24 protein-coding genes and 1 riboswitch are annotated in these 26,387 nt (G+C 72.7%); of the genes, 13 read left to right on the plus strand and 11 right to left on the minus strand.

Annotated features, from left to right (window positions below; translation table 11 throughout):
• Positions 1-24: 24 nt before the first annotated feature.
• From EES43_RS16045 to EES43_RS16055, 3 genes are all read left to right on the plus strand, one after another.
• Positions 25-621, plus strand: coding sequence for an ankyrin repeat domain-containing protein (locus tag EES43_RS16045; protein WP_124269350.1), 597 nt, complete (start codon positions 25-27; stop codon positions 619-621).
• Entirely contained in the window at positions 618-1,811 is a 1,194-nt protein-coding gene (locus tag EES43_RS16050; RefSeq protein ID WP_206430062.1) for a YncE family protein, read from the plus strand. The genes EES43_RS16045 and EES43_RS16050 overlap by 4 nt, the downstream gene beginning before the upstream one ends.
• A gap of 154 nt (positions 1,812-1,965) precedes the next feature.
• Positions 1,966-3,375: a M1 family metallopeptidase gene (locus tag EES43_RS16055; RefSeq protein WP_124269351.1), complete on the plus strand. Its 1,410-nt coding sequence runs from the start codon at positions 1,966-1,968 to the stop codon at positions 3,373-3,375.
• A 137-nt stretch (positions 3,376-3,512) separates the two neighbouring features.
• Here EES43_RS16055 and EES43_RS16060 read toward each other — a convergent pair whose 3' ends face one another.
• Positions 3,513-5,108, minus strand: coding sequence for a M4 family metallopeptidase (locus EES43_RS16060; RefSeq protein WP_124269352.1), 1,596 nt, complete (start codon positions 5,106-5,108; stop codon positions 3,513-3,515).
• A 292-nt stretch (positions 5,109-5,400) separates the two neighbouring features.
• Complete coding sequence (locus EES43_RS16065) at positions 5,401-5,976, minus strand: TerD family protein (RefSeq protein ID WP_124269353.1); 576 nt, start codon at positions 5,974-5,976, stop codon at positions 5,401-5,403.
• 207 nt (positions 5,977-6,183) lie between these two features.
• Here EES43_RS16065 and arfB point away from each other — a divergent pair, with 207 nt between their 5' ends.
• Positions 6,184-6,618 (plus strand): alternative ribosome rescue aminoacyl-tRNA hydrolase ArfB, encoded by a 435-nt coding sequence (arfB, locus tag EES43_RS16070; RefSeq protein WP_124269354.1) that lies wholly within the window; start codon positions 6,184-6,186, stop codon positions 6,616-6,618.
• A 101-nt stretch (positions 6,619-6,719) separates the two neighbouring features.
• Here arfB and EES43_RS16075 read toward each other — a convergent pair whose 3' ends face one another.
• Positions 6,720-7,226 carry a flavin reductase family protein gene (locus EES43_RS16075; RefSeq protein WP_124269355.1) on the minus strand — a complete coding sequence of 169 codons (507 nt, stop codon included), beginning with the start codon at positions 7,224-7,226 and terminating at the stop codon, positions 6,720-6,722.
• A gap of 386 nt (positions 7,227-7,612) precedes the next feature.
• Between EES43_RS16075 and cdgB the strand changes: the two genes are divergently transcribed.
• Together cdgB and EES43_RS16085 are read left to right on the plus strand one after the other, a co-directional pair.
• Entirely contained in the window at positions 7,613-9,286 is a 1,674-nt protein-coding gene (cdgB, locus tag EES43_RS16080) for a diguanylate cyclase CdgB (protein WP_124269356.1), read from the plus strand.
• Between the two features lie 143 nt (positions 9,287-9,429).
• Positions 9,430-10,419, plus strand: coding sequence for a carbohydrate-binding protein (locus tag EES43_RS16085; RefSeq protein ID WP_124269357.1), 990 nt, complete (start codon positions 9,430-9,432; stop codon positions 10,417-10,419).
• Between the two features lie 70 nt (positions 10,420-10,489).
• Here EES43_RS16085 and EES43_RS16090 read toward each other — a convergent pair whose 3' ends face one another.
• The 3 genes from EES43_RS16090 to EES43_RS16100 all read right to left on the minus strand — a co-directional run bounded on the left by EES43_RS16090 (position 10,490) and on the right by EES43_RS16100 (position 13,700).
• Positions 10,490-11,416 carry a 1-phosphofructokinase family hexose kinase gene (locus EES43_RS16090; protein WP_124269358.1) on the minus strand — a complete coding sequence of 309 codons (927 nt, stop codon included), beginning with the start codon at positions 11,414-11,416 and terminating at the stop codon, positions 10,490-10,492.
• 197 nt (positions 11,417-11,613) lie between these two features.
• Complete coding sequence (gene nagA / locus EES43_RS16095; RefSeq protein ID WP_124269359.1) at positions 11,614-12,768, minus strand: N-acetylglucosamine-6-phosphate deacetylase; 1,155 nt, start codon at positions 12,766-12,768, stop codon at positions 11,614-11,616.
• Positions 12,768-13,700, minus strand: coding sequence for an ROK family protein (locus tag EES43_RS16100; RefSeq protein WP_124269360.1), 933 nt, complete (start codon positions 13,698-13,700; stop codon positions 12,768-12,770). The genes nagA and EES43_RS16100 overlap by 1 nt, the downstream gene beginning before the upstream one ends.
• Before the next feature lie 421 nt (positions 13,701-14,121).
• Between EES43_RS16100 and EES43_RS16105 the strand changes: the two genes are divergently transcribed.
• The 3 genes from EES43_RS16105 to otsB all read left to right on the plus strand — a co-directional run bounded on the left by EES43_RS16105 (position 14,122) and on the right by otsB (position 16,810).
• On the plus strand, positions 14,122-15,372 hold the full coding sequence (locus tag EES43_RS16105; protein WP_241192656.1) for an ABC transporter substrate-binding protein: 1,251 nt from the start codon (positions 14,122-14,124) through the stop codon (positions 15,370-15,372).
• A 95-nt stretch (positions 15,373-15,467) separates the two neighbouring features.
• Positions 15,468-15,788 carry a DUF3263 domain-containing protein gene (locus EES43_RS16110; protein ID WP_124269362.1) on the plus strand — a complete coding sequence of 107 codons (321 nt, stop codon included), beginning with the start codon at positions 15,468-15,470 and terminating at the stop codon, positions 15,786-15,788.
• Between the two features lie 170 nt (positions 15,789-15,958).
• Positions 15,959-16,810: a trehalose-phosphatase gene (gene otsB, locus EES43_RS16115; RefSeq protein WP_124269363.1), complete on the plus strand. Its 852-nt coding sequence runs from the start codon at positions 15,959-15,961 to the stop codon at positions 16,808-16,810.
• A gap of 25 nt (positions 16,811-16,835) precedes the next feature.
• Here the strand turns inward: otsB and EES43_RS16120 are convergent, their stop codons facing one another.
• Both EES43_RS16120 and EES43_RS16125 read right to left on the minus strand, forming a co-directional pair.
• Positions 16,836-18,227, minus strand: coding sequence for an alpha,alpha-trehalose-phosphate synthase (UDP-forming) (locus EES43_RS16120; protein ID WP_124269364.1), 1,392 nt, complete (start codon positions 18,225-18,227; stop codon positions 16,836-16,838).
• 144 nt (positions 18,228-18,371) lie between these two features.
• Positions 18,372-19,322 (minus strand): glucosyl-3-phosphoglycerate synthase, encoded by a 951-nt coding sequence (locus EES43_RS16125; RefSeq protein WP_124269365.1) that lies wholly within the window; start codon positions 19,320-19,322, stop codon positions 18,372-18,374.
• A 153-nt stretch (positions 19,323-19,475) separates the two neighbouring features.
• Positions 19,476-19,603, plus strand: a riboswitch (SAM riboswitch).
• A gap of 18 nt (positions 19,604-19,621) precedes the next feature.
• Between EES43_RS16125 and thrC the strand changes: the two genes are divergently transcribed.
• The 4 genes from thrC to groL all read left to right on the plus strand — a co-directional run bounded on the left by thrC (position 19,622) and on the right by groL (position 23,810).
• Positions 19,622-20,914, plus strand: coding sequence for a threonine synthase (gene thrC / locus EES43_RS16130; protein WP_124269366.1), 1,293 nt, complete (start codon positions 19,622-19,624; stop codon positions 20,912-20,914).
• Positions 20,915-20,955: 41 nt separating this feature from the next.
• Positions 20,956-21,234, plus strand: coding sequence for a MoaD/ThiS family protein (locus tag EES43_RS16135; protein WP_124269367.1), 279 nt, complete (start codon positions 20,956-20,958; stop codon positions 21,232-21,234).
• A 422-nt stretch (positions 21,235-21,656) separates the two neighbouring features.
• Positions 21,657-21,863 carry a cold-shock protein gene (locus EES43_RS16140; RefSeq protein ID WP_003967346.1) on the plus strand — a complete coding sequence of 69 codons (207 nt, stop codon included), beginning with the start codon at positions 21,657-21,659 and terminating at the stop codon, positions 21,861-21,863.
• Between the two features lie 324 nt (positions 21,864-22,187).
• A complete protein-coding gene (gene groL, locus EES43_RS16145; protein WP_124269368.1) occupies positions 22,188-23,810 on the plus strand; it encodes a chaperonin GroEL in 1,623 nt (540 codons plus the stop codon).
• A gap of 122 nt (positions 23,811-23,932) precedes the next feature.
• On the opposite strand, the gene EES43_RS16150 is transcribed toward groL, so the two are convergent.
• The 3 genes from EES43_RS16150 to EES43_RS16160 are packed head-to-tail and all read right to left on the minus strand — an operon-like array spanning position 23,933 to position 26,139.
• Positions 23,933-25,153 carry a mannosyltransferase family protein gene (locus tag EES43_RS16150; RefSeq protein ID WP_124269369.1) on the minus strand — a complete coding sequence of 407 codons (1,221 nt, stop codon included), beginning with the start codon at positions 25,151-25,153 and terminating at the stop codon, positions 23,933-23,935.
• Positions 25,154-25,202: 49 nt separating this feature from the next.
• Positions 25,203-25,649, minus strand: a complete 447-nt coding sequence (locus tag EES43_RS31010) for a hypothetical protein (RefSeq protein ID WP_206430063.1) — start codon at positions 25,647-25,649, stop codon at positions 25,203-25,205.
• Positions 25,642-26,139 (minus strand): SigE family RNA polymerase sigma factor, encoded by a 498-nt coding sequence (locus EES43_RS16160; protein ID WP_124272012.1) that lies wholly within the window; start codon positions 26,137-26,139, stop codon positions 25,642-25,644. Before EES43_RS16160 ends, EES43_RS31010 begins: the two co-directional genes overlap by 8 nt.
• Positions 26,140-26,387 lie beyond the last annotated feature (248 nt).

The raw sequence follows: 26,387 nt of genomic DNA on the forward strand, positions 1-26,387 counted from the left end.
CACAACGCGCAGAACGGAGCAACCATGAACGTCCTCGATCACGATCTGCTCACCGCCGCCCGTACCGGCGACGCCGAGGGGGTGCGGGCCGCCGTCGAGGGCGGTGCGCGGGTCGACGCCCGCGACGGGGAACGGCGCACCGCGCTGCTCCTCGCCGTCGGCGGCGACCACGTGGAGGCGGCCCGGCTGCTGGTGGCGGCCGGCGCCGACCCCGACGCCCAGGACCTCCGCGAGGAGAGCCCGTGGCTGGCCACCGGGGTCACCGGCAGCGTCGCGATGCTGCACGTCCTGCTGCCGGCCGGACCGGACCTGACCCTGCGCAACCGGTTCGGCGGCGTCTCCCTGATCCCCGCCGCCGAGCGCGGCCACGTCGCGTACGTACGGGAGGCGCTGCGGGTCACCGACATCGACGTCGACCACGTCAACCGGCTCGGCTGGACCGCCCTGCTGGAGGCGGTGATCCTCGGCGCCGGCGGCCGGGCGCACCAGGAGGTCGTGGCGGCCCTGTTGGCGGCCGGCGCGACGCCGGGGTTGGCCGACGGCGACGGGGTCACGGCCCTGGCCCACGCCGAACGGCGCGGCTTCGCCGAACTCGCCGCGCTGCTGCGGGACGCCGCGTGAACGCGGTGCGCGGTCGCCGCGCCCGCAACGCCCGCCGCGCCCGCAACGCCCGCCGCCTCACGCTCGGTCTCGTCGCCGCGGCGGTGCTCGCCGGGTGCGCCGCCGCGACGGTGCCTGACTCCTCCGGGGCTGCGCGGGAACCCGCCGCCACGGGCACGGCGAAGCCCGACCCGAAGGACGCCCCCCGGGGCCGTACCCCCGAGGGCACCCTGCTCGTCGCCGACTTCGGGGCCGACACCGTCACCTTCGTCGACCCGGGGAGGAACGGCTCCGGCACCGGCGGGCAGCCCCTGGCCTCCGTGCGGGTCGGCACCGCGCCGTACGGCCTGGTCGTCGGGGAGGACGGGCGGGCCTGGGTCGCGACCGCCGAGGGCGTCGCCGTCGTCGACACGGCCCGGCGCACCCGGCTCGCCCTCATCCCGTACGAGACGGAGAGCGGACCGGCGACCACCGGCGAGTACCGGGGCGGCGGCATGGGCATCGCCCTGGCGCCCGACGGGCGCCACGTCTACGTCGGCGTCAACGTGCCCGGCGGCGACGGCACGGTCGAGGTCATCGACACCGCGACCCGCGAGGTCACCGGCACCGCGCCGGTCGGCCGCCGGCCGTTCGACGTGGACGTCTCGCCGGACGGAGACGAGGTGTACGCCACCGACCACGACTCGTTCGACGTGACGGCGGTGGACGCCGGGACGCTGAAGACGCGCCGCATGGAGGTCGCCCCGTACGGTACCGAGGGCGGGCTCGGCTCCTGGCTGAAGCCGCACTACGCCGCCGTGCGGCCCGAGGACGGCAGGCTGCTGCTGCCGTTCGAGGGCGAGCGGCTGGCCGTGCTGGACCCGCGCACCGGGAAGGTGGAGATCGAGCGGATGACCGCGAACACCCACCAGCACGGTGCGGCCCTCACCCCCGACGGCACCCTCCTCGCCGTCGGCACCGGCCCCATCGGCACGGACGACGAGGACGCCTCGCTCACCGTCCGCAGCCCCGACGGCGAGGAGCGGGTGGTGCCGCTCCAGGGCCCGCACGAGGACGTCACCGTGTCGTCCGACGGCCGGTGGGCGTACGTCACGGGCGGGTTCACCCGTGACGGCTACTGGAACGGGATCACCGTCGTCGACCTCGAAGGGGACGCGGATCCGGTCCGGTTCCAGGCGGGCAGCCGCCCGCTGGGCATCGCCGTCCTCTGACCGGCAGTCCGGCAGGTCCGGCAGGGCCGGCAGGTCCGGCAGGTCCGGGCGGTCCGGGCGGTCCCGACGGCCTCGGCCCGTCGGCCGCCCGCCGCCGGTCCGGGGAGGTCCGCCGGTCCGGGGAGGTCCGCCGGCACCGCCTACGATCGACGGTGTGCACCACCCGAGCCCGGCCCGCCGCCGTACCGCCTCCGCCGCCGCCCTGCTGACCTCCCTCGCCGTCCTCGGCACGGGCTGCACGGGCGGCGTCGAGGGCGTTCCGGGCGCGGCCGGAGCGCGCGACCCGTACTTCCCGAAGCTGGGCAACGGCGGCTACGACGTCACGCACTACGCCCTCTCGCTCGACGTCGACCCGGACGCCGGACGGCTGCGCGGCACGGCCCGGATCACCGCCCGCGCCGACCAGGACCTGAGCGCCTTCCGCCTCGACCTGGCCGGGCTCGACGTGGAGAGCGCCACCGTCGAGGGCCGACCGGCCGCGGTGAACCGGGCGGGCCGGGAGCTGACGCTGCGCCCGGACGCCGGGGTCGAGGACCGGCTGCGCGAGGGCGCCACGTTCACCGCGACCGTGCGCTACTCCGGCTCCCCGCAGACCCTGACGGACGCCGACGGCAGCGAGGAGGGCTGGCTGAGGACGGCGGACGGCTCGGTGGCCCTCGGCGAACCGGTGGGCTCCATGGCCTGGTTCCCCGGCAACCACCACCCGAGCGACAAGGCCGTCTACGACGTGCGCGTCACCGTGCCCGAGGGGCTGACGGCCGTCTCCAACGGGGAGCTGGTGGACCGGCGCACCGTCGACGGCCGCACCGCGTTCCGGTGGCGGACCGCCGAGCCGATGGCGAGCTACCTGGCGACCGTGGCCGTCGGCCGGTTCCGTACGGCCGAGTCGGTGACGCCGGACGGCATCCGCGTGCTGAGCGCCGTCGACCCGGAGTCGGCGAAGGGCAGCAAGGCCGTACTGGACCGGATTCCGGCGGTGCTGAGGTGGGCGGCGCGGAAGTTCGGCCCGTACCCGTTCCGCTCCGCCGGAGCGATCGTGGAGCGGCGCGGCGACTCCGCGTACGCGCTGGAGACCCAGAACCGGCCGCTCTTCCCCGGTCCGCCCGACACCGGCCTCCTGGTGCACGAGCTGGCCCACCAGTGGTTCGGCAACTCCGTCACCCCGGCCACCTGGCAGGACATGTGGCTCAACGAGGGCTTCGCGACGTACGCGGAGTGGCTGTGGGCCGCCGAGCACGACGGCGTCCCGGTGCGGGAGAGCTTCGAGGAGGCGTACGCGGACGATGCGAACTGGGCGTTCCCGCCCGCCGATCCGCCGTCCGCCGCCGATATCTCCGAGCCGCCGGTGTACGGGCGCGGGGCGATGGTGATCCACCGCGTCCGGCTGGCCGTGGACGACGACGCGGCGTTCTTCGCCCTGGTCGCCGGGTGGACGAAGGCCCACCGCCACGGCAACGCCTCGACGGACGACTTCGTCGCGTACGTGGAGGAGGAGACCGGCCGGGACCTCACCGCGCTGTGGGACTCCTGGCTGTACGGCGGGAGCCGGCCGCCCGAGGGCTGACCGGCTCCCGTTCCCGCTACCGTGTCCCGCTGCCGTGTCCCGCTTCCGCTTCCGCCTCTGCTTCCGCTCCCCCGCGCGTTCGCGGCCGGCGTTCCGTCTCCGGTGTGCCGGTGTGCCGGTGTGCCGAGCGTCGTGCGCTACTTCACGTTGACCCCGGTCCAGGTGGCCGAGACCGCCTTCAGCTCGGCGCTGTCCGCGCCGAACAGGTCGGTGGCCGCCTTCTCGGTCGCCACGCGGGCGCCCGCGTAGTCGGTGGTGGAGGTCATGTAGACGGAGAGCGCCTTGTACCAGATCTGGTACGCCTTCTCGCGGCCGATGCCGGTGAGCTCGGAGCCGTCGGAGGTCGCCGAGTCGTAGTCGACGCCGTTGACGGTCTTCTTTCCGCTGCCCTCGGCGAGCAGGTAGAAGAAGTGGTTGGCGACGCCGGAGGAGTGGTGGACGTCGAGGTCGCCGAGCTTCTCGTCCCAGAAGTCCGCCGAGCTGCCGTCCTTGCTGGGCTTGTCCATGTAGCGCAGCGGGGTGCCGTCGCCGTTGATGTCGATCTTCTCGCCGATGAGGTAGTCGCCGGCGTCCGTGGTGTTGTCGGCGAAGAACTCCACCGAGGTGCCGAGGATGTCGCTGGTCGCCTCGTTGAGCCCGCCGGACTCGCCGGCGTAGTCCAGCTTGGCCGTGGCCGAGGTGAGGCCGTGCGTCATCTCGTGGCCCGCGACGTCGATGGCGGTCAGCGCGCTCTTGTTGTCCGCGCCGTCCCCGTACGTCATGCAGAAGCAGCTGTCGTCCCAGAACGCGTTCACGTAGGCGTCGCCGTAGTGGACCCGGGAGTACGCGGCCTTGCCGTCGCCCGCGATGCCGTCGCGGCCGAGGGCGGTCTTGTAGAAGTCCCAGGTCTTCGCGGCGCCGTAGTGCGCGTCGACGGCGGCGGTCTGCCGGTCGTCGCCCGCGCCGTTGCCCCAGGTGTCGTCGGCGTCCGTGATCAGGTCGCCGGTGCCGGAGGTGCCCTGCTTCAGGTCGTACGTCTTGTGGCCGCCGCGGTCGCCGTCGGTCAGCTCGAAGCCCGAGCCGCCCTTGGCGGTGGTCAGCTCGACCTCGCCGCTGTACTGGCTGTTGCCGACGCCGGTCTCCACCGCCTCGTAGCGGTGCAGCTTCTTGCCCGTGGCGGCGTCGGTGATGGTGTGGACGCGGCTGGGCGTGCCGTCCTTCCGCACGCCGGAGGCGACCGACTCGAAGGCGAGGACGGGCTTGCCGCCGCCCGCCCAGATCACCTTGCGGGCGCCGGCCGCGCTCTTCAGCTCCGGCGTGGTCGAGGGCACGGATATCTCGGCCTTCGTCGCCTTGTCCACGCCCGTGAGGTCGCCGTCGGCGGCGGTGTGCGTGACCAGGTCGCCGCCGAGGACGGGCAGTCCGTCGTAGGTGCGCTCGTAGCGGGTGTGCACCGCGCCCCGGGCGTCCTTGATCACGTCGCGGACGATCAGCTTCTCCCGGCCGCCGAGGCCGAGGGCCTTCGCCGCCGAAGCGGTTCGCGTCTGTGCCGACTTGATCGCGGCGGTGCGCTGTGCGGAGGGGTTCACGCCGAGCGCCGCGGCCGTGGAGGCGGCGGGGGCGGGCGTGGAGGGGTCGGCTGCGGGGGCGGCGACGGCCGCTCCCGCCTGGAGGCCGGCGACCACCATCGCGGCGGTGGCGGCGAGTGCCGCGAGCCGGCGGGTGGTGCGGTGGGGGGTGGTGTGGAGGTTCATTCGTCTTCTCCGTCGGTCGTCCTGTGGGGGGACTACGAGCGGAGAGCGTGCCACCGAATGACGGGTGTTGACGGGGTCGCGACAATTGCCTCACAAGTTTTTGACCAGCTCTTGTACGACTGGGGCCGCTTTCTGTCCGCTATTCGGTGAACTGGTGTGATTGGCGAACAGGACGGCGGCGACGGCGGCGATATGACGGGGCGTGGCATGCGGGAGCCCCGGGCCGACGGGCGTGGCACGCCGGAGCCCCCGGCCGCCGACGCGACCGGGGGCTCCGACAGGAGGGCTCGGGTCAGAGGTTGACGCCGAAGTCCTGGGCGATGCCGCGCAGGCCCGAGGCGTAGCCCTGGCCGACCGCGCGGAACTTCCACTCGGCGCCGTTGCGGTAGAGCTCGCCGAAGACCATGGCGGTCTCGGTGGCGGCGTCCTCGCTCAGGTCGTAGCGGGCGATCTCGCCGCCGCCGGCCTGGTTGAGGATGCGGATGAACGCGTTGCGGACCTGGCCGAAGTTCTGGCTGCGGGCCTCGGCGTCGTAGATGGAGACCGGGAAGACGATCTTGTCGACGTCGGCCGGCAGACCCGCCAGGTTGACGTTGATCTGCTCGTCGTCGCCCTCGCCCTCACCCGTGACGTTGTCACCGGTGTGCACGATGGTCTGGTCCGGCGTCGACTTGTTGTTGAAGAAGACGAAGTGGCCGTCGGAGACGACCTTGCCCGCCGCGGTGACCGCGATCGCCGAGGCGTCGAGGTCGAAGTCGGTGCCGGTGGTGGTGCGGACGTCCCAGCCGAGGCCGACCGTGACGGCGGTCAGGCCCGGGGCCTCCTTGGTGAGCGAGACGTTGCCGCCCTTGGACAGGCTTACTGCCATGGGAAGTCCCTTTCCTCGTCGTGTGCGGGATTTCGTGCTGTTCACGAAAGCTACCGTCACCCGTCCTAACGCAAGGAGCAGACCACGAGGTTCCTGGTTCTTTACTTTGTTTGCCGAACCTCCGGGCTGGCGGCCCGCACGGCTGTGCGGGAACGAATCACGCGACCGGGCAAAAGAAGGTGACGAACGCGGTGCGCGGCAGGGACCATGGGTGTCATGTCCGGGCCCTATGTCATCCGCGGTTCGGTCTCCCTGCCGGAGGCCGAGCTGATGTGGCGTTTCTCGCGCTCCTCCGGACCGGGCGGCCAGCACGTCAACACCAGCGACTCCCAGGTGGAGCTGCGCTTCGACCTCGCGGCGACGGACGCGCTGCCCGACGTCTGGAAGGCGCGGGCGCTGGAGCGGCTGGCGGGCCGCCTGGTGGGCGGGGTGGTGTCCGTACGGGCCTCCGAGCACCGCTCCCAGTGGCGCAACCGCGAGACGGCCGCCGTCCGCCTGGCCGCCCTGCTGGCCGAGGCCACGGCGCCGCCGCCGAAGCCGCGGATCAAGCGGAAGGTCCCGCGCGGGATCAACGAGCGCAGGCTGCGCGAGAAGAAGCAGCGCGGCGACACCAAGCGGGGCCGCTCCGGCCGCGACTGGTAGCAGCCGGCCGCGAACCGGGGGCGGCGCGGCGGGGGAGCCGGCGCGCGAGCGGGTTCCCGCCGGACGCCTCGGCCGAGCTGCCCGCTACCGGCCCCTACGCCTCAGCCCAGCTGCCGGTAGCGGCCCTTGAAGTACGCCAGCGGGTCGCCGTCCGCGCTGGGCAGCCGGGCCGTGAGGACGCGGCCGATCACCAGCGTGTGGTCCCCGGCCACCACCCGCTGCTCCGTGCGGCACTCCAGCGTCGCCAGCGCTCCGCCGATCAGCGGCGCGTGCGTCACCTCGCCCCGGACGTACGCGACGTCCTCGAACAGCAGCCGGTCGCTGATGCGGCCCTTCATGGCGAACCGTCCGGCGATGTGCCGCTGGCTCGCGGCGAGGACGGACACGGCCCACAGCGGCTGCTCGGAGAGCAGGTCGTCCATCCGGGAGTCGTTGCGCAGGCTCACCGTCACCAGCGGCGGGTCCAGGGACACCGACATGAAGGCGGTCGCCGTCATCCCGACGTCCTCCCCGCGGCCGTGCTCGTCGAGCGGCGGCTCCTGGGCGGTGACCAGCACCACCCCCGCGGCCAGCCGCGCGAGTGCTGAACGGAACTCGTCGTTGCTCACCCCCTCAGCATGGGGGACGGGCTCGGAACCGGAGGAGGTCTTCGTCTGCAACACAACTGCACGCTAGCCGCGGGTGCGCCGCCGCCGCATCGGGCCACGGGACGAGGCCGGTCCTAGGACCGGGGTCCCGTCCGCAGTGGCGTCAGGCGGGCGATCACCGGGCGGCGGGCGTGCCGCCGCCGGATCTGCTCCAGGGAAACAGCGGGCCGTGTCAAGGGGCCGCGCGATATCTTGACCATCTGTTGTGACTTGAGTCACAGAGTCCATTTTCCGCTGACCCTGTGTACCGGGTGCACAGCTCACTGTGATTCAGTGACCGTGACACTGCAACAAGTACGTCGATATGAAACCTGGAGTTGCTGTCGAGGTCTCGGGGAGTGCGAGCAATGGAGGCCGAGTCGGAGCCCTACGTCCGCCTTGCGACCATGCGGCAGCTGCACCAGGCCGTCGCTGATCTCAACACGGCGCGGAGTCTCGCGGATACGCTGCAGACCGTGGCCGACGGCATCGTCACCGGTCTCGGCTACGAGCTGGGCTGCGTCAACCTGGTCCGCCCCGACGGCGACCTCGTCATCGCCGCCTTCGCGGGCAACGCCGCCGCCGAAGCCCTGATCACCGGCCGCGTCGGCTCCCGCGCCTCGTGGGAGCGCCGGCTGAGCATGGGCGAGGCGTGGGACCAGCTGCGGTTCATCCCGCACACCGAGGGCTGGGTCCTGCTCGACGACGACGTACCGCAGTGGCACACCGAGGGGCCCGAGCCGCGGTTCGAGGACGAGTGGCATCCGCTGGACCGGCTGTACGCCCCGATGTACGCCTCCGGCGGTGGCCGGGACCTCCTCGGCGTCATATCCGTGGACCGGCCGCGCAACGGGCGGCGCCCCGGCGCGTGGGGCCGCGAGGCGCTCCAGATGTACGCGTCCCAGGCGGCCATCGCGATCAGCAACGCCCGTCTGCGGGCGAACATGCAGCGCGCCCTGGTCCGGCTGGAGCGCGAGCAGCAGGCGCTGCGGGCCAGCGAGGAGTCCTTCCGCCAGGCGTTCGAGTACGCGCCGAGCGGCATGGCCGTCGCGGAGATGGGCGGCGACCAGCACGGCAGGCTGCTGCGCACCAACGACGCGCTGTGCCGGCTGCTCGGCCGGCCCGCCTCCGTCCTGCGCCGCTACTCCTTCGCCGACCTGGTCCACCCCGAGGACGTCGGCACCCTCCTGCGCACCTCGGCCGAGGGCGGCCGGGCGGAGCTGCGGCTCGCCCGCCGGGACGGCACCTACCTCTGGGTCTCCCTGCGGAACTCGGTCGTCGCCGACACCGCCGACGGGCCGCGCTTCCTGCTCACCCACGTCGAGGACATCGAGGAACGCAAGCGCCACGAGCTGAACCTCGCCCACCGCGCCTCGCACGACGCGCTCACCGGTCTGCCCAACAGCGCCGAGCTGCGCTCGCGCCTCGCCGCCCGGCTGTGCGAGCGGCCCCACTCGCCCACCGCGTCGGCCGTCGAGGCGCTGGACGCGGCGTACGGAGGCGTCGACTCGGCCCCGGCCCACGGCTACCAGCCCGACGGGTACGAGGGCTACGACGGCTACGACGGGGACACGATGCCCGGCGACGGGCCCTTCGACCACCATGTGCACGCCGTCGCCCCCTACCCGGAGCACGGCGACGGGACGAAGGGGCTCGCGGTGCTCTTCTGCGACCTCGACGGCTTCAAGTCCATCAACGACCGCTTCGGGCACCACACGGGTGACGCCGTGCTCATCGAGGTGGCGCGGCGGCTGAGCACCTGTGTACGCGACGGTGACACCGTCGCGCGGCTCGGAGGTGACGAATTCGTCGTCCTCGCCGACGGCCTCGGCGCGGCGGACGCCGCTGACCTGGCCGTACGCCTGCGCAATGCCATCATTCCGCCCATTCGGGTCGATGGCCGGGCCGTCCGCGTCGGGGCGAGCTTCGGCATCGGCTGGGCCGAGTGCGGGATGACGGCGGAAGAGGTGCTGCGCTCCGCCGACCAGCGGATGTACGTCGAGAAGCGGTCCCGCTCGAAGGTTCACCGCAGGGCCGGGTGACGTTCGCCGGGCCTTCGTCCCGGGCCCCGTGCCCGTTCGCGCGGACCGGTGCGCGGGCGGACGCGCCATCCGGACGGTGCTCCGTTCGAGGTAGGCTCGGCCGGTCGGCGACGGCTGGCGAGATGGTGAGGAGTGACCCAGGGATGACGGCCGGAAACAACGGCGCGAGCAAGCCCGAGGACGACGATCCGTTCGGCTACCTGTACGCGGACGGACAGGCGGCAGGCGCCCAGCCGCCCGGCCAGGGCGGCTACGGCTACCCGGGTCCGGCCGCGCAGCCGGGCGTGCCCAGGACGTCGTACAACCAGGTGCGGACCGTCGGCGAGCGCCAGTACGGGCAGCAGCAGGTCCCGCCCCAGCAGGGCTACGGCTACCCGCCCCAGCAGCAGTACGGCCAGCAGTCCGCACCGCAGTACACCCGGCCGAACGCCCAGTACGCCGCGCCCGAGACCCACCCCGGCGGCGCGCCCGCCGGGCAGGGCGGCCGGGGCGGCGGCACGGGCCGCGGCGGCCCGAACACCAAGGCACTGCTCATCGCGGCGGTCGCCGTGGTCGCGGTCGTCCTCATCGGGATCGGCGCGGCGCTGCTGACCGGCGAGGACGGCGACGAGAACACGGCGCGGGAGGAGACCGGATCGTCGGCCGGGCCCGCCGGTGAGGTCGAGGAGTCCAAGAAGCCGCCGAAGGCCGAGGAGCCGCCCAAGCCGGTCGAGCTGCCCAAGCAGGACGCGGCGACGCTGACGCTCGGCGGCACGGCGTCCCTGGACAGCACGGTCAAGGGCGCCAAGGGCGCGAACGGCAACTACATCAACCTGAACGAGGTCGGCCGGTCGGCCACCTGGACGGTCGAGGTGCCGGAGGCCGGCGCGTACACCCTGTACGTGACGTACGGCGTGCCCGGCAAGGACGCGAAGACGACCCTGACGGTCAACGCGCAGGATCCCCGCTCCATCAACATGAAGAACTTCGCGAACGCCCCGGAGGGCGATCTGGCGAAGGGCTGGACCAACACGTACGCGTACGTCCAGCTCGACAAGGGCTCCAACACGCTCAAGCTGTCCTGCGAGACCGGCGACCAGTGCGACGCCAACCTCGACCAGTTGGAGCTGAAGTCGGGGCACGGCACGTCCTGATCCCACTCCGTCACCACCCAGCCGTCCTGCCGTCCGGCGGCGCCCCCGAGGCGTCGCCGGACGCGGCGTTTCAGGGCGTGGGCGGGTACGGCTCGACCGTGACGCGTTCCAGGAGCTCCGCGTAGGCGGCGGAGTCGAACTCCCCGGCGGCCGGGGCGAGGACGGTGGCCGCCGAGAGGGCCACGGCCCGGGCCAGCCGGTCCGGCCAGGCCAGCTTCTCGACCAGCGCGGAGAGCAGTCCGGCCACCGCCGAATCGCCCGCGCCGGTCGGATTGCCCCGCACGGCGGCGGGCGGGGCGGCCCGCCAGCCGCCCTCCGGGGTGATGGCGAGCACGCCGTCCGGCCCCAGGGAGGCGACGACGGCGTGCGCGCCGCGCCGCCGGGCGTCGTTCGCCGCGCGCAGCGGCTCGCGGGCCCCGGTCAGCTGGGCCAGTTCGTCCGCGTTCGGCTTCACCAGGTCGGGGCGGGCGGCGATGCCGCGGCGCAGCGGTTCGCCGCTGGTGTCGAGCAGGACCGGGACGCGGGCGGCGCGGGCGATCCGGACCAGCTCGGCGTACGCGCCGACGTGGATGCCGGGCGGCAGGCTGCCGCAGAGGGCGATCGCGTCGGCCTCGGCGGCCAGTTCGGTGTAGGCCGTGAGGAAGGCGGCCCACTCCTCGGTGCTGACCTGCGGTCCCGGCTCGTTGAGCTGGGTGGTGTCGCCGCTGGAGCGGTCGGTGATCGCGAGCGTGCGGCGGGTGTTCCCGGCGACCGGGACGAGCGCGTCGCGGGGCGCGAGCGGCGCGAGGAGGTCGCGCAGGACGGCCCCGGTGGTGCCGCCGGCGAAGCCGGTGACCACGCTCTCGTGGCCCAGCTCGGCGAGCACCCGGGCGACGTTGAGCCCCTTGCCGCCGGGGCGCTCGGACACCTCGCCGACCCGGTGGCTGCTGTGCGGGACGAGTGCGTCGACGGTGTAGGTGACGTCGAGCGCGGTGTTCAGAGTGACGGTCAGGATCACCTGTACCGACCCCTCCTTCGATCCGTGGCCCCCGGCGGTACGAGCCCGCCTCCGGTGAGCGCGAGCCTGGTGATCATGTCAAAGAGACGGCGGACGGCCCAGCCCCGGGGACCGACCGCCATCTCTTCGTTACGTGCGCGCGCGCCGGGACCGCGCGCCGCGACCGCGCCTCGGGGCGCGGTCCCGGGCGGCCGTGCTCACGCCGTCTTGGGCTCGATGATCCACTCGCCGCGGCGCATGACGCCCTTGAGGACGAAGTCCTCGTCGAGGACGACCAGGTCGGCGTCCTTGCCCGGCTCCAGCGAGCCCACCCGGTCGTCGACGCCGAGCAGCCGGGCGGGGGTGGCGGAGATGGAGCGGACGACGTCCTCGACCGGGAGCCGGTCGACGGTCACGGCCCGGCGGAACGCGGTGTCCAGGGTGAGGGTGGAGCCCGCGATGGAGCCGCCCTCCACCAGCCGGGCGACGCCGTCGGTGACCTCGACGGCGAGCGGCCCGAGCTGGTAGCGCCCGTCGCCGAAGCCGGCCGCGTCCATGGCGTCGGTGATCAGCGCCACCCGGTCCGCGCCCTTGTGGTGGTAGGCCAGCCCCAGGGTGGCCGGGTGCAGGTGGGTGCCGTCGTTGATCAGCTCGACGGTGATCCGCTCGTCCTCCAGGAGGGCGGCGATCGGGCCCGGATCGCGGTGCGCCAGCGGAGGCATCGCGTTGAAGAGGTGCGTGGCGACGGTGGCGCCGGCGTCGATCGCCGCGACGGTCTGCTCGTACGTGGCGTCGGTGTGGCCGATCGCGGCGATCACCCCGTGCTCGGCGAGCAGCCGCACCGAGTCGATGCCGCCGGGCAGTTCGGTGGCGAGCGTGACCATCCGGGCGGTGCCGCGGGCGGCGTCCAGCAGCTTGCGGACCTCGGCCGGGTCCGGGTGGCGCAGCAGCCTCTCGCTGTGGGCGCCCTTGCGGCACGGCGAGATGAACGGGCCCTCGAAGTGGATGCCGGCCAGGTCGCCCTGCTCGACCAGTTCGGACAGGACGCCGGCGCGGTGGGCCAGGAAGTCCAGCTCGCCGGTGACGGTGGAGGCGACCAGGGTGGTGGTGCCGTGCTCGCGGTGCGTACGGACGCCGGTGAGGACCTCCTCCACGGTGCCGGAGGTGAAGGACGCGCCGCCGCCGCCGTGGTTGTGCAGGTCGACGAAGCCGGGGACCACCCAGTGGCCGGTGAGGTCGACGGTCCGGGCGCTCTCCGGCGCGCTGCCGGAGATCCGGGCGCCCTCCACGGCCACTCTGCCGTCCTCGACGGTGCCGGTGGGGAGCACCACCCGGGCGCCGGCGAGAACGGTTCTTTCTGCGCGTGGGGCCATCAGGCGGATACCTCCGTGGCGAGTAGATCCCAGGCGAGCAGCCCTGCGCCCAGGCATCCGGCGGTGTCCCCGAGGGCCGCCGGGACGATGTGGGGCAGCTTCTGGAACGTGACGCGTTCCTCGACGGCCGCACGCAGTGGTGTGAACAAGGTTTCCCCCGCCTCGGCGAGACCGCCACCGATGATGAGCGTGCGGGGGTCCAGCAGGGTGAGCGCGGTGACCAGGCCGACGGCGAGCGCGTCGACCGCGTTCCGCCAGACGCCGATCGCCGCCGGGTCGCCGGACTCGACGGCCTTGGCGCAGTCGGCGGCGTCGGCCCCGGGGTCGCCGCAGGCGGCGGCCCAGGCCCGGGTCACGGCGGAGGCGGAGGCCAGGGTCTCCAGACAGCCGCGCTGGCCGCAGCCGCAGTCCGGGCCGTCCGGCCGCACCACGATGTGGCCGATCTCGCCCGCGTATCCGTGCGCGCCCGCCTCGATGGCGCCCGCGATGCCGATGGCCCCGGCGATCCCGGTGCCGAGCGGCACGAAGAGGAAGCGGTCGGCGCCGCGGCCGGCCCCGATGCGGCCCTCGGCGAGGCCGCCGGTGCGCACGTCGTGGCCGAGGGCGACCGGGATGCCGCCGAGGCGTTCGCCGAGGAGGGTGCGCAGCGGTACGTCGCGCCAGCCCAGGTTCGCCGCGTACACCGCGATCCCCTTCCCGGCGTCGACGATGCCGGGCACGGCGACCCCGGCCGCGACCGCGCTCTCGCCGAAGTGCTCCTGCCCGTGGGCGCGCAGGTCCGCGGCGAACGCGAGGATGGTCTCGACGACCGCGTCGGGGCCGCGCTCCCGGCCCGTGGCCCGCCGCGCCTCGTGGAGGAGCGTGCCGTCGGTCCCGACCAGGGCGGCCTTCATTCCGGTGCCGCCCACATCGAGGGCGATGACATGTCTCACAGGAGACAGTTTCGCCCGCCGACCCCAAAAAGGTCTAGTCCACTAGCGCGGTTTGTTGCGCATCCATACAAAATGATGAACGAGTGAAGGGTGGTCGTTTCCGACGGGAAAGCGCTGACATAGCGTCCCGAACCGCCCGGGGGTGCACACGATGGTCTGGACCAAGATACGGTCTGCGGTCTCCGACTGCCAGGGGGCGTACGGCAGTTGGGGGCCTGCGGGGCCCTCGGGTGTTGCCGAAGCGATACGCCGGTGGTGTAGACCTTCGCCGCGGCGTAGGGGAAAATCGCAGTTCATCCGGACGGCGACGGCGCGGGTGGCGCCGCCGAGGCCGATGCCCGGACCGTACGGCGACCCTGTCGTCCGCCGTCCGCGAACCGGGTGATCGACGAGGATGGGCGAGGCTGTGCAGCGGCGCTTGATGGGTCTGACCGCGGTGGTGGCCGCGCTGGGTATGACGGCAACGTTGTCGGGTTGCGGCGGTGAGACGGGCTCGGGCAAGGTGACGCTCGAACTGGTCGCCGCCGACTACGGCACCGGTTCGGCCAACAGCTCCGAGAAGTACTGGAACGCGGTCGCCGCGGGGTTCGAGAAGGAGAACCCCGACATCAAGGTCGACGTCAACGTCTACTCCTGGAAGGACGTCGACCGCGAGGTCGCCGAGATGGTGAAGGCGGGCAAGGCCCCCGACATCGCCCAGATCGGCGCGTACGCCGACTACGCCAAGGCCGGGAAGCTCTACTCCGCCGACCAGATGCTCGCCATCCGCACCCAGGCGAACTTCCTTCCCTCGCTCACCGACGCGGGCAAGGTCGACGGCTCGCTGTACGGCCTCCCGTTCGTCGCCAGCACCCGGCTGCTCTTCTTCAACGAGAAGCTCTTCGACCAGGCCGGCCTCGACGCCCCGGAGACCTGGGACGACATCCAGAGCGACGCCGCCGCCCTGAAGCAGCGCGGCGTCGAGTACCCGTTCGCCCTGCCGCTCGGCCCGGAGGAGTCCCAGGCCGAGACGCTGATGTGGCTGCTCAGCGGCGGCGGCGGGTACACCGACGACGTCGGCGCGTACGACATCGACTCGGCGGAGAACATCGCGACCTTCCGCTGGCTCCGGGACAACCTGGTCGGCAAGGGCCTCACCGGCCCCGTCGAGCCGGGCGAACTCGACCGGGCGAAGGCGTTCGAGGCGTTCACCAAGGGCCAGGTCGGCATGCTCAACGGCCACCCCACGCTGATGGAGGACGCCGAGGCCGAGGGCGTCGACGTCGGCATGGTGCCGCTGCCCGGCGTCGACGGCCCGAGCGAGGGCTCGATGGGCGTCGCCGACTGGATGATGGGCTTCAAGCAGAACGGCAACCGCGAAGCCGTCGGCAAGTTCTTCGACTACGCCTACTCCGACGAGAACGTCCTGACCTTCGCCGACCAGTACGACCTGCTCCCGGTGACCGGCAGCGCGTCCGCCGCGATGGAGACCGACACCAAGCACAAGCCGCTGCGCGACTTCCTGGCGGCGCTGCCGAACTCGCAGCTCTACCCGTTCGGCAAGACGTCCTGGGCCACGGCGAGCGAGTCGATCAAGAAGAACATCGGCGACGCGGTCGCGCCGGGCGGCAGCCCGGAGAGCGTGCTGGGCGCGATAGCGGCCGAGGCGACGCAGGCGGAGAACGCCGAGTAGCGGTGGAGGCAGGGCCGGGGCGGGGAGCCGGGGCGGGCGCGGGGCCGGTACCGGGAGCGGTGTCGGTGTCCGTGTCGGAGGTTAGGTTGGGTGATATGACCGCTTCCGACCACGATCCCGCCGACCGGGCCGGTGACCCCTCCGACCGGGCCGATGACCCCGCGCCCGGGGCCGACCCCGGGTCCGAGGTCCGCGCGCTGTCCGCCCGGGAGCTGGCCATGCTCGCGCTGGAGCGGCGGTCGTGGGCCGGGCCCGGCGCGAAGGAGCGCGCGATCCGGGAGGAGCTGGGCCTCTCGCCGGTCCGCTACTACCAACTGCTGAACGCGCTGATCGAGGACGAGCGCGCCCTGCGGGAGGACCCGGTGACGGTGAACCGGCTGCGGCGCGTCCGGGCCGCCAGGCGAGGACGCCGCTGACGGGACGCCCGTCCGCCGCCCCCGTCCGCCGCCCCCGTCCGTCCGCCGTACCCGTTCGCCGCCCGTGCCCGTACCCTTCCGCCGGGCGAGTACGGCGAGGGCGTACGGCGAAGGCGTTCCGTGCTCGCGAGGACGCCGGTGTTCCGGGCGTACCCGGGTAGGGTCGCCGTATGGGCAGTCACCCGGAAACCCTGCCGACCCCGACCACCCCGGCCGGCCGCGAGGGCCTGAACGCCATCCTCGCCCGCCCCGACCGCGCCGTCGTCGCGCTCGACTTCGACGGCACGCTCGCCGACATCGTCCCGGACCCCGAACAGGCCCGCGCCCACCCCGGCGCCGTGCCCGCGCTCGCCGCGCTCGCCCCGAAGGTCGCATCGGTCGCCGTGATCACCGGGCGGCCGGCGGCGGTCGCCGTGCACCACGGCGGTTTCGCGGGCGTCCCCGGCCTCGAACGGCTCGTCGTCCTCGGCCACTACGGCGCGGAGCGCTGGGACGCCGTGACCGGCACCGTGCAGACCCCCGCCCCGCACCCCGGCATCGCGCCCGTGCGGGCCCAGCTCCCGTCGCTGCTCGACGGGTTGGGCGCGCGCACCGGCACCTGGGTGGAGGACAAGGGGCACGCCGTCGCGGTCCACACCCGCCGCGCCGAGGACCCGCAGGCGACCTTCGAGACGCTGCGCGGCCCGCTGGGCGAACTGGCCGCGCGCCACGGACTCATCGTGGAACCGGGGCGTCTGGTGCTGGAGTTGCGTCCGCCGGGCATGGACAAGGGCGTCGCGCTGGCCGAGTACGTCCGGGAGGCCGACGCCGAGTCCGTGCTGTACGCGGGCGACGACCTCGGGGACCTCGCCGCCTTCGCCGCGGTGGAGCGGCTGCGCGGCGGCGGCGCGGACGGCGTCCCCGGACTGCTGGTGTGCAGCGGCAGTGCCGAGGCGCCGGAACTGGCCGCGCGGGCCGACCTCCTGGTGCCCGGACCGGCGGCCGTCGTCGGCCTGCTCGCGGCGCTCGCCCGGAGCATCTGAAGGGAGCCCGCGCCGCGCCGCCCGCTCAGTCCCGGCGGAGCGCCTCCAACTGGTCCAGGAACCACTGCTGCGGCGGCAGCGCCGTCGCCGCCGCGGCCAGGCGCTCGGTGCGTCCGGCCCGCTCGTCGCCGTCCATCGACAGCGCCCGGTGCAGGGCCTCGGCCGTGCCCGTCACGTCGTACGGGTTGACCACGATCGCGTCCTCGCCCAGCTCCTCGTACGCCCCGGCCTCCCGCGACAGCACCAGCGCGCAGCCGTGGTCGGAGACGACGGGCACTTCCTTGGCCACCAGGTTCATGCCGTCGCGGATCGGGTTGACCAGGGCCACGTCCGCCAGCCGGTACGCGGCCAGCGAGCGGGCGAAGTCGTCCTTCACGTGCAGCACCACGGGCGTCCAGCCGGGCGTTCCGTACGCCGTGTTGATCTCGTCGGCCAGGGTCTGCACGGCGGCCGTGTAGTCGCGGTAGACCGCGAGGTCCTGCCGGGAGGGGTAGGCGAAGGCGACGTGGACGACGCGCTCGCGCCACTCGGGGCGGGTGTCGAGCAGGGTGCGGTAGGCGTGCAGGCCGCGCACGATGTTCTTCGACAGCTCGGTGCGGTCCACCCGGACGACGGTCCTGCGCCCCTCGCCGACCTGCTCGCGGAGTGCGGCCATCCGCTCCTCCACGTCCTGCTCCCGCGAGCGCCGGAGCAGGAAGTCCGCGTCGGCGCCCAGCCCGTGCACCCCGATCCTGGTACGGCCCGTGCCGCCCAGCAGCTCCGTGCAGCAGCTCATGAACGCGTCCGCCCAGCGGCGGGTCAGGAACGCCGCCCGGTCCGCGCCGAGGATGCCGTGCAGCAGTTGCTCGGCGATGTCGTCGGGGAGCAGCCGGAAGTAGTCCACGGGCGCCCACGGGGTGTGCGAGAAGTGGCCGATCCTGAGGTCCGGGCGCAGCTCGCGGAGCATCCCGGGGACGAGGGAGAGGTGGTAGTCCTGCACCAGGACCGCCGCCCCGGGGCCCGCCTCCTCGGCGAGCGCGGCGGCGAAGGCCCGGTTGTAGGTCTCGAAGGAGGCCCACTGCCGCCGGAACTCCTGGTCGAAGACCGGCTCGACGGGGGTCTGGTAGAGCAGGTGGTGGATGAACCACAGCACCGAGTTGGCGATGCCGTTGTACGCGTCGGCGTGCACGTCGGCGTCGATGTCCAGCATGCGTACGCCCGGCTCGCCGACGCCGCGCCGCACCGCCTCGCGGTCGCCGTCGCCGAGGGCCGCGCAGACCCACAGCTTGTCCTCGACGGCGCTCAGCCCGGAGACCAGGCCGCCGCCGCCGCGCCTGGCGTCGAGCGACCCGTCCTCGCCGAGCGTGTACGAGACGGGGCCGCGGTTGGACGCGACGAGGACCTGGGCAGTCGCTGGGGCTGTGGGCTCGGAGACCATGTAGCGGAACCTAGCCCGTCGGGGAAGCCCCCAAACGCGAAGTCCGCCGAGGAAGCCCGGGTCCGTGGCTCCTCGGCTCAGCCCGAACCCGAATCCCGGAGCCCGGAGCCCCGAGGCCGAACCCGGAGCCCGAACCCCGGGGCCTCACGCCGCGCGGCGCTCCGCGTACTCCGCGATCTCCCGCATCGGCGGGCGCTCCTCCGTGTCCACCGCGTGGGTGCGCGGCACGAAGCCGTCCTCGCCCCGCTCGAACTGGGTCAGCGAGGGCCGCACCAGATGGCCGCGGGAGAGCCGGAGCTGCGCGGTGCGGTAGATGGCCGCCGCCATCCGGCCCAGCGCCTGCCCGTCCTGGTGGCGGTGGCGCCGTACGCCGACGTCCACCTGGCCCAGCGCGTCCAGGCCCACCGTGTGCAGCGCGTCCACCAGCAGCCCCAGCTCCACGCCGTACCCGACGGGGAACGGCAGCCGCTCCAGCAGCGAGCGCCGCACCGCGTACTCGCCGCCGAGCGGCTGCACGAATCCGGCCAGCTGCGGCCAGTGCAGGTTCAGCAGCGGGCGTGCCACCAGTTCGGTGACGCGACCGCCCTGGCCGGCGCTGTCGCCGAGCGGGCGGTCGTACATCGCCTTGACGAACTGGACCGCCGGATCGGTCAGCAGCGGGCCGACGGTGCCGGAGACGAAGTCGGCGGAGAAGTCCTGGAGGTCGGCGTCGACGAAGCAGACGATCTCGCCGCCGGTCACCAGCAGCGACCGCCACAGCACCTCGCCCTTGCCGGGCAGGGCCGGTATCCGGGGGAGGATCGCGTCCCGGTGCACCACCCGGGCGCCGGCCGCGCGCGCGACGGCGGCTGTGGCGTCCGTGGAACCGGAGTCGATCACCACCAGTTCGTCGACGAGCCGGACCTTCTCCATCAGCTCGCGCCGGATCGTCGCCACGATCGCGCCGACGGTGGCCTCCTCGTTCAGCGCGGGCAGCACCACGCTCACCGTCGAGCGGCGCGGGTCGGCCTCCCGGGCCTCGGTGAGCCGGTTCAGCGGGCGGTCGGCGGCCGACCAGGAACGCCTGGTCAGCCAGCGTTCCACCTCTTCGAGCACGGTCTGAACTCCCTGCGTGTGATCCATCTCGCGGTTCGGACGACTATCTCAACGGTCCGATGCTTCGGTTACAGTCTTGAACAACGCGGATGGCCGTCGCATGTCGGGGTCGGACCGCGGATAAACGCCTGGATCGAAGATCCAGTGCCATAGAGCTCATCCAGAGGGACTGAGGGAACGGCCCGTTGAAGTCCCGGCAACCCTCCTGCCGACCGCGAGGTCACGGTGGGGAAGGTGCCAATTCCGTCTTGCGGCGAAACGCGCCGTGAGGAAGATGAGGAGAAAGGGCCTCCGCCATCATGGCTGTTCAGACCGTCGCAGCAGACACCGCCTCTTCCGTGGACCTCGGTCCCGCGGCGGCGCTTTCCTGCCGCGAGTGCGGCGAGCGCTTCGCCCTCGGCCCGCTCTTCGCCTGCGCCTCCTGTTTCGGGCCGCTGGAAGTGGCGTACGACCTGCCCACCGGCTCGCCCGAAGAGCTGCGCAAGCGCATCGAGGCCGGCCCGGACAACATCTGGCGGTACGCGCCGCTGCTGCCCGTCCCGGCCGACGTCGCCGAGAAGCCCAACATCAACCCCGGGTTCACCAAGCTCGTCAAGGCCGACAACCTGGCCCGCGAGCTGGGCGTCACCGGCGGCCTGTACGTGAAGGACGACTCCGGCAACCCGACGCACTCCTTCAAGGACCGCGTCGTCGCGATCGCCGTCGAGGCCGCCCGCGCCTTCGGCTTCACCACCCTCTCCTGCTCCTCCACGGGCAACCTGGCCGGAGCGGTCGGCGCCGCCGCCGCCCGCGCCGGACTGCGCTCCTGCGTGTTCATCCCGCACGACCTGGAGCAGGGCAAGGTCGTCATGGCCGCGGTGTACGGCGGCGAACTGGTCGGCATCGAGGGCAACTACGACGATGTGAACCGCTTCTGCTCGGAGCTCATCGGCGACCCGCTCGGCGAGGGCTGGGGCTTCGTCAACGTCAACCTGCGGCCCTACTACGGCGAGGGCTCCAAGACCCTGGCGTACGAGATCTGCGAGCAGCTCGGCTGGAGGCTGCCCGATCAGATCGTCATCCCGATCGCCTCCGGCTCCCAGCTCACCAAGATCGACAAGGGGCTCCAGGAACTGATCAAGCTGGGCCTGGTCGAGGACCGGCCCTACAAGATCTTCGGCGCCCAGGCCGAGGGCTGCTCCCCGGTCGCCACCGCCTTCAAGGCCGGGCACGACGTGGTGCGCCCGCAGAAGCCGAACACGATCGCCAAGTCCCTGGCGATCGGCAACCCGGCCGACGGCCCGTACGTGCTGGACATCGCCCGGCGCACCGGCGGCGCGGTGGAGGACGTGACCGACGAGCAGGTCGTCGACGCGATCAAGCTGCTGGCGCGCACCGAGGGCATCTTCGGCGAGACGGCGGGCGGGGTGACGGTCGGCGTGACGAAGAAGCTGATCGAGGCCGGGCTGATCGACCCGTCGCTCACCACCGTCGTGCTGAACACCGGCGACGGGCTCAAGACGCTCGACGCGGTCGCCGCGACCTCGCAGGCGACGGCGACCATCAAGCCGAGCCTGGACGCGTTCCGCGACGCGGGCCTCGCCTCCGTCTGAGCCGTCCGCCCGTCCACCCGAGACCGAAGAAGGGCACCACCATGAGCGTCAAGGTCCGCATCCCCACCATCCTCCGCACGTACACCGGCGGTCAGGCCGAGGTCCCGGCGGAGGGCGCGAAGCTCTCCGAGGTCATCGCGTCCCTGGAGGAGAACCACCCGGGCATCGCCGCCCGCGTCCTGGACGACGAGGGCCGGCTGCGGCGGTTCGTGAACGTCTACGTCAACGACGACGACGTGCGCTTCGAGGGCGGCCTGGAGGCGGCGACGCCGGACGGCGCCGGCGTCTCGATCATCCCGGCGGTCGCGGGCGGCTGCTGACCGCGTCCGCGACCTCGCGCCCCACCGTGATTGCCCCCTCCGCCACGGAAGCGGAGGGGGCAATTCTGTAGGGTTGAGCGCGGTACAGTTGGGGAAGCGCCCCGCGCTGATCGCGCCGCCCGCATATCAGAATGCGCCCGGACCCGATAAGAAACAGCCAAAGTGCTCACCCCCTTTGCGACATAAGCGGCCTTTGCCTGGCCCGACTTGCCCAGGAATCTCTGTAATTCCGCATGTTCGTGCGTTCTCCCGTGCCCGGATTTCTCGTCCGATTGACCTGTTGCGGAGGGCAGTTGGGCAGATACATTCGGCCGCGGTCGAAGCGCTCCGGCGCCGCGCACCCTCTCCTGTCGGAGGGTGGGCGGAGACCCGGGCCCGCGAAGTGCGGTCCTGTGCAAGGGCCAGTAATAGGGGAGTTAGGCATGGCTCAGGGCACCGTCAAGTGGTTCAACGCGGAGAAGGGGTACGGCTTCATCGCGGTCGACGGTGGTGCGGATGTTTTCGTCCACTACAGCGCGATCCAGATGGACGGGTACCGCACCCTCGAAGAGGGTCAGCGAGTTGAATTCGAGATCTCGCAGGGCCAGAAGGGGCCCCAGGCCGACATGGTCAAGCTCGCCGTCGGCTGAGCTCGGCGCGGTCGTTCCACGACACTACTCACGCACGAAGGGCCCGAACCCCGGATCACCAGGGCGCGGGCCCTTCGTGCGTCCCCGCGCGCCCGCCATCCGGCTGTCCTCCGTCAGCGAGCCTTCCTCGAAGGCGCTTGCACTCGCAGGGGTCGAGTGCTAATCATTGGCGTTAGCACTCTCCAGGTGAGAGTGACAGAACTTGGACCGGGCCGGTGAGGCCCGCAGGCGCGGTGGGGCAAGGAACCACCGGGCAGCAGGCCGTCCGTCGCGGGCGCCACTCGGTCCGGAGCAATCCACCCCTGTCCGGGAGGACCACTTCACATGGCCAAGATCATCGCGTTCGACGAGGAGGCACGGCGCGGTCTCGAGCGCGGGATGAACCAGCTCGCCGACGCCGTCAAGGTCACCCTCGGCCCCAAGGGCCGCAACGTCGTCCTCGAGAAGAAGTGGGGCGCGCCCACGATCACCAACGATGGTGTTTCCATCGCCAAGGAGATCGAGCTCGAGGACCCGTACGAGAAGATCGGTGCGGAGCTGGTCAAGGAGGTCGCCAAGAAGACGGACGACGTCGCCGGCGACGGTACGACCACCGCCACCGTTCTCGCCCAGGCGCTCGTCCGCGAGGGTCTGCGCAACGTCGCCGCCGGAGCCAACCCGATGGCGCTCAAGCGGGGCATCGAGAAGGCCGTCGAGGCCGTCTCCGCCGCGCTGCTGGAGCAGGCCAAGGACGTGGAGACCAAGGAGCAGATCGCTTCGACCGCCTCCATCTCCGCCGCCGACACCGAGATCGGCGCCAAGATCGCCGAGGCGATGGACAAGGTCGGCAAGGAAGGCGTCATCACCGTCGAGGAGTCCCAGACCTTCGGTCTGGAGCTGGAGCTCACCGAGGGTATGCGCTTCGACAAGGGCTACATCTCGGCGTACTTCGCCACCGACATGGAGCGTATGGAGGCGTCGCTCGACGACCCGTACATCCTGATCGTCAACTCGAAGGTCGGCAGCGTCAAGGACCTGATCCCGCTGCTGGAGAAGGTCATGCAGTCGGGCAAGCCGCTGCTGATCATCGCCGAGGACGTCGAGGGCGAGGCGCTCTCCACCCTGGTCGTCAACAAGATCAAGGGCACCTTCAAGTCCGTCGCCGTCAAGGCCCCGGGCTTCGGCGACCGCCGCAAGGCCATGCTCGCGGACATCGCCATCCTCACCGGTGGCACCGTGATCTCCGAGGAGGTCGGTCTCAAGCTGGAGAACGCCGGCCTGGACCTGCTCGGCCGTGCCCGCAAGGTCGTCATCACCAAGGACGAGACGACGATCGTCGACGGCGCCGGTGACAGCGACCAGGTCCAGGGTCGCGTCAACCAGATCCGTGCCGAGATCGAGAACTCCGACTCGGACTACGACCGCGAGAAGCTCCAGGAGCGTCTGGCGAAGCTGGCCGGCGGCGTGGCCGTCATCAAGGCCGGCGCCGCCACCGAGGTGGAGCTCAAGGAGCGCAAGCACCGCATCGAGGACGCGGTGCGCAACGCCAAGGCCGCCGTCGAGGAGGGCATCGTCGCCGGTGGCGGCGTGGCTCTGCTCCAGGCCGCCGCCGTCTTCGACAAGCTCGACCTCACGGGCGACGAGGCGACCGGCGCCAACGCCGTGAAGCTCGCGCTGGAGGCCCCGCTCAAGCAGATCGCCGTCAACGGTGGCCTTGAGGGCGGCGTCGTCGTGGAGAAGGTCCGCAACCTGCCGATCGGTCACGGCCTCAACGCCGCGACCGGCGAGTACGTCGACATGATCGCCGAGGGCATTCTCGACCCGGCGAAGGTCACGCGCTCCGCTCTGCAGAACGCCGCGTCCATCGCCGCGCTCTTCCTCACCACCGAGGCCGTCATCGCCGACAAGCCCGAGAAGGCCGGCGCGGCTGCCCCGGGCGGCATGCCGGGCGGTGACATGGACTTCTGATCGCCGCGGAGACCCCGGTCTCCTGACGATCGACGTCCTGCGCACGTCCCACAGGGGCGGTGCCTCCTTCACCGGAGGCGCCGCCCCTGTGGCGTGCCCGGGGCCCGGCCGGGCCCCGGGCGTCAGCCCGCCCAGCGCCCGGTGAAGAAGGCCAGGGCGAAGACGGTCGTGACCGGCGCGGCGAGGCAGAGGTGGGCCACGAGGAACCGCGGGCCGCGCAGCGACCACCCGGCCAGCGCGATCCACAGCGGCCACCACAGGAGCGTGGCGCGGGGGATGGACGTGTACCAGTACGACGTTCCCAGCGCGCAGAGGCTGAGCCCGACGTACAGGGCCTCCGGCCAGCGGCGGCGTAGCAGGAGCAGTCCGCACAGCAGCACGCCGACGGCCAGCGCGGCCAGTTCGGCCTGGAACATGAAGGCGTAGTCGGTGGTCCGGGTGCGGTCGAAGGCGTCGCGCCAGGTGTTGGCCCAGGTCTCCCACGGCGGGTGGAACGCGCGGTACCAGCCCCGCTCCTGGGCGTGCTGCCACGCCATCCAGTCGCCGGTGCGGGCGTGCAGGAAACCGGTGAAGGCCGCGACCGGCAGGGCGGGCAGCGCGAGCCAGGGCCACGCGCGCCACGGCCGGTCGGCGCGCGCGGTGAGCAGGAAGTGGAGGGCCACGGCGGCGGCGAGGAAGAGGCCGCTGACCCGGACGGTGGTGGCCAGGGCGGTCAGGATCGCGGCGAGCCGCCAGTCGCCCCGCTGGGCGGCGAGCCAGGCGGGCAGCGCCAGGGCGAGGAAGAGGGCTTCGGTGTAGCCGACGGCGAGGAAGACCGCGCACGGCGAGCACAGCAGCAGGAGCACGGCGCGCCGGTCCGCGATCGTCTCCGGCAGATGGAGCCGGGCGATCCGGGCCAGTGCCAGCACGGCGACCGCCCCGGCCGCGAACGAGATCAGCAGCCCGGCCGCGGTCCAGCTCGGCACCACGGCGTGGACCGCCCGCAGGGTGAGCGGGAAGCCGGGGAAGAACGCCTCGCGGTTGTCCCATCCGCTCTGCCAGGGGCCCGCGCTTCCGGGGAAGTAACCCTCGCGCGCTATGCGCAGGTAGTGACCCCAGTCCCATTGCTCGAACGTGCTCAGCACGGGGGCGGGGCGGCGGGCGTCGCGGTCGGCGGGGAACAGCCACCGGGCGCAGTACGCGGTGGCCCAGACGCCCGCGCGCGAGAGCAGGTAGAGCCAGAGCACGTCGCGGTCGGCGCGGCGGCTCCCGGCGCGGAGGCCCGCGGCCGGTCGCTCCCGCAGGGCGGAGCGGTGTACGGGCGTCGGCGCGCTCGGGCGCAGCCGCGACGGCGCAGCGGACATGGCGGGTTCTCCCGGGTGGGTGCGGCGGTCAGGGTGTCGAGGTCAGGGGTCAGGGCGCGGCGGTGGTGGAGGCGCGTGAGGTGGTGGACGTACGGGAGGTGGTGGAGGTCTCGGAGGGCGACGGGCCCAGCGACGTGCGGCCCGTGGCGGGCGGGCCCTCGGGCGGGTTTCCGCTCTGCCGTGTGGTCGGCGTGGGGCCCGGTGGCGTGGGCGGCTGGGTCGCGCCGGGTGGCGGGGGCGTGGTCGGGGAGGGGCTGGGCGACGGGCTCGTGGCCGGTACGGGGGGCTGCGGGTTGCCCGCCATGAGTGCCGCGGCGGCCACGCTGCCGCAGGTCAGGACGGCGCACGCGGTAGCGGCGAGCACGGCGAGGCGGCGTCGGCGGGCCCGCTGTCCGCGTTCGGCGATGCGTGCCATCGGCGCGGTGGCGGCACGGGCCTGTCCGGACGCGGCGGCCTGCTGGAACAGGGAGCGCAGCGGGTCGTGGGGCTCAGTCATCGGTTCCCTCCTCGGCGCGCGGGTCCTGGAGGCGGCCGGACAGTGCGGCCCGTCCCCGGACCAGGTGCGTCTTGACGGTGCTGGTGGACAGGCCGGTCTCCCGGGCGATCTGATCGACGCTCAGGTCGCAGAGGTAGTGGAGGGTCAGCGTGCGGCGCTGCTGGGCCGGCAGCCCGCGCAGTGCCTCGACCAGCGCCACCCGCTCCGGGCCGGGCCCGTCGGCGTCCGGCGGCGCGCCGCTGCGCGTCCACGCGTCCGCCGCCCGCCGCCGTACGCGCCACCGGCTCACCGCCAGCCGCCACGCGACCGTGCGGATCCACGCCTCCGGCTGCCCGTCGCGGTCCAGTTGCCGCCGACGGTTCCACGCCTTGACGAACGCCTCCTGCACGACGTCCTGCGCCTCGTGCAGGTCGCCGAGCATCACGTACAACTGCCCGGTGAGGCGCGCGGCGCTCTGGGCGTAGAACTCTTCGTACTCCTCGACGGTCAACAACGGCTCCCGGATCTCTCGCTTCACCGGGCATACGCCCGCCACCGGTCATCCGGTCGACACGGGGAGCGAAAGAAGGAGGTGACGGTGGTCACACGACCCGCCCCGACCCGCACGCGCCATCCGGAACCCTACGGTCCGCATGGCGCGCCTTGTTTCACTCGGATAGGTGAAACATAGGTGACCGATTGACGATCTCCTCCGCAAGCCGACATATGCCTCACCCCCTTCGCACGTGAGCCAGGTGT

This window comes from Streptomyces sp. ADI96-02 (assembly GCF_003846185.1).
In the GTDB taxonomy this organism is placed as follows: Bacteria; Actinomycetota; Actinomycetes; order Streptomycetales; family Streptomycetaceae; genus Streptomyces.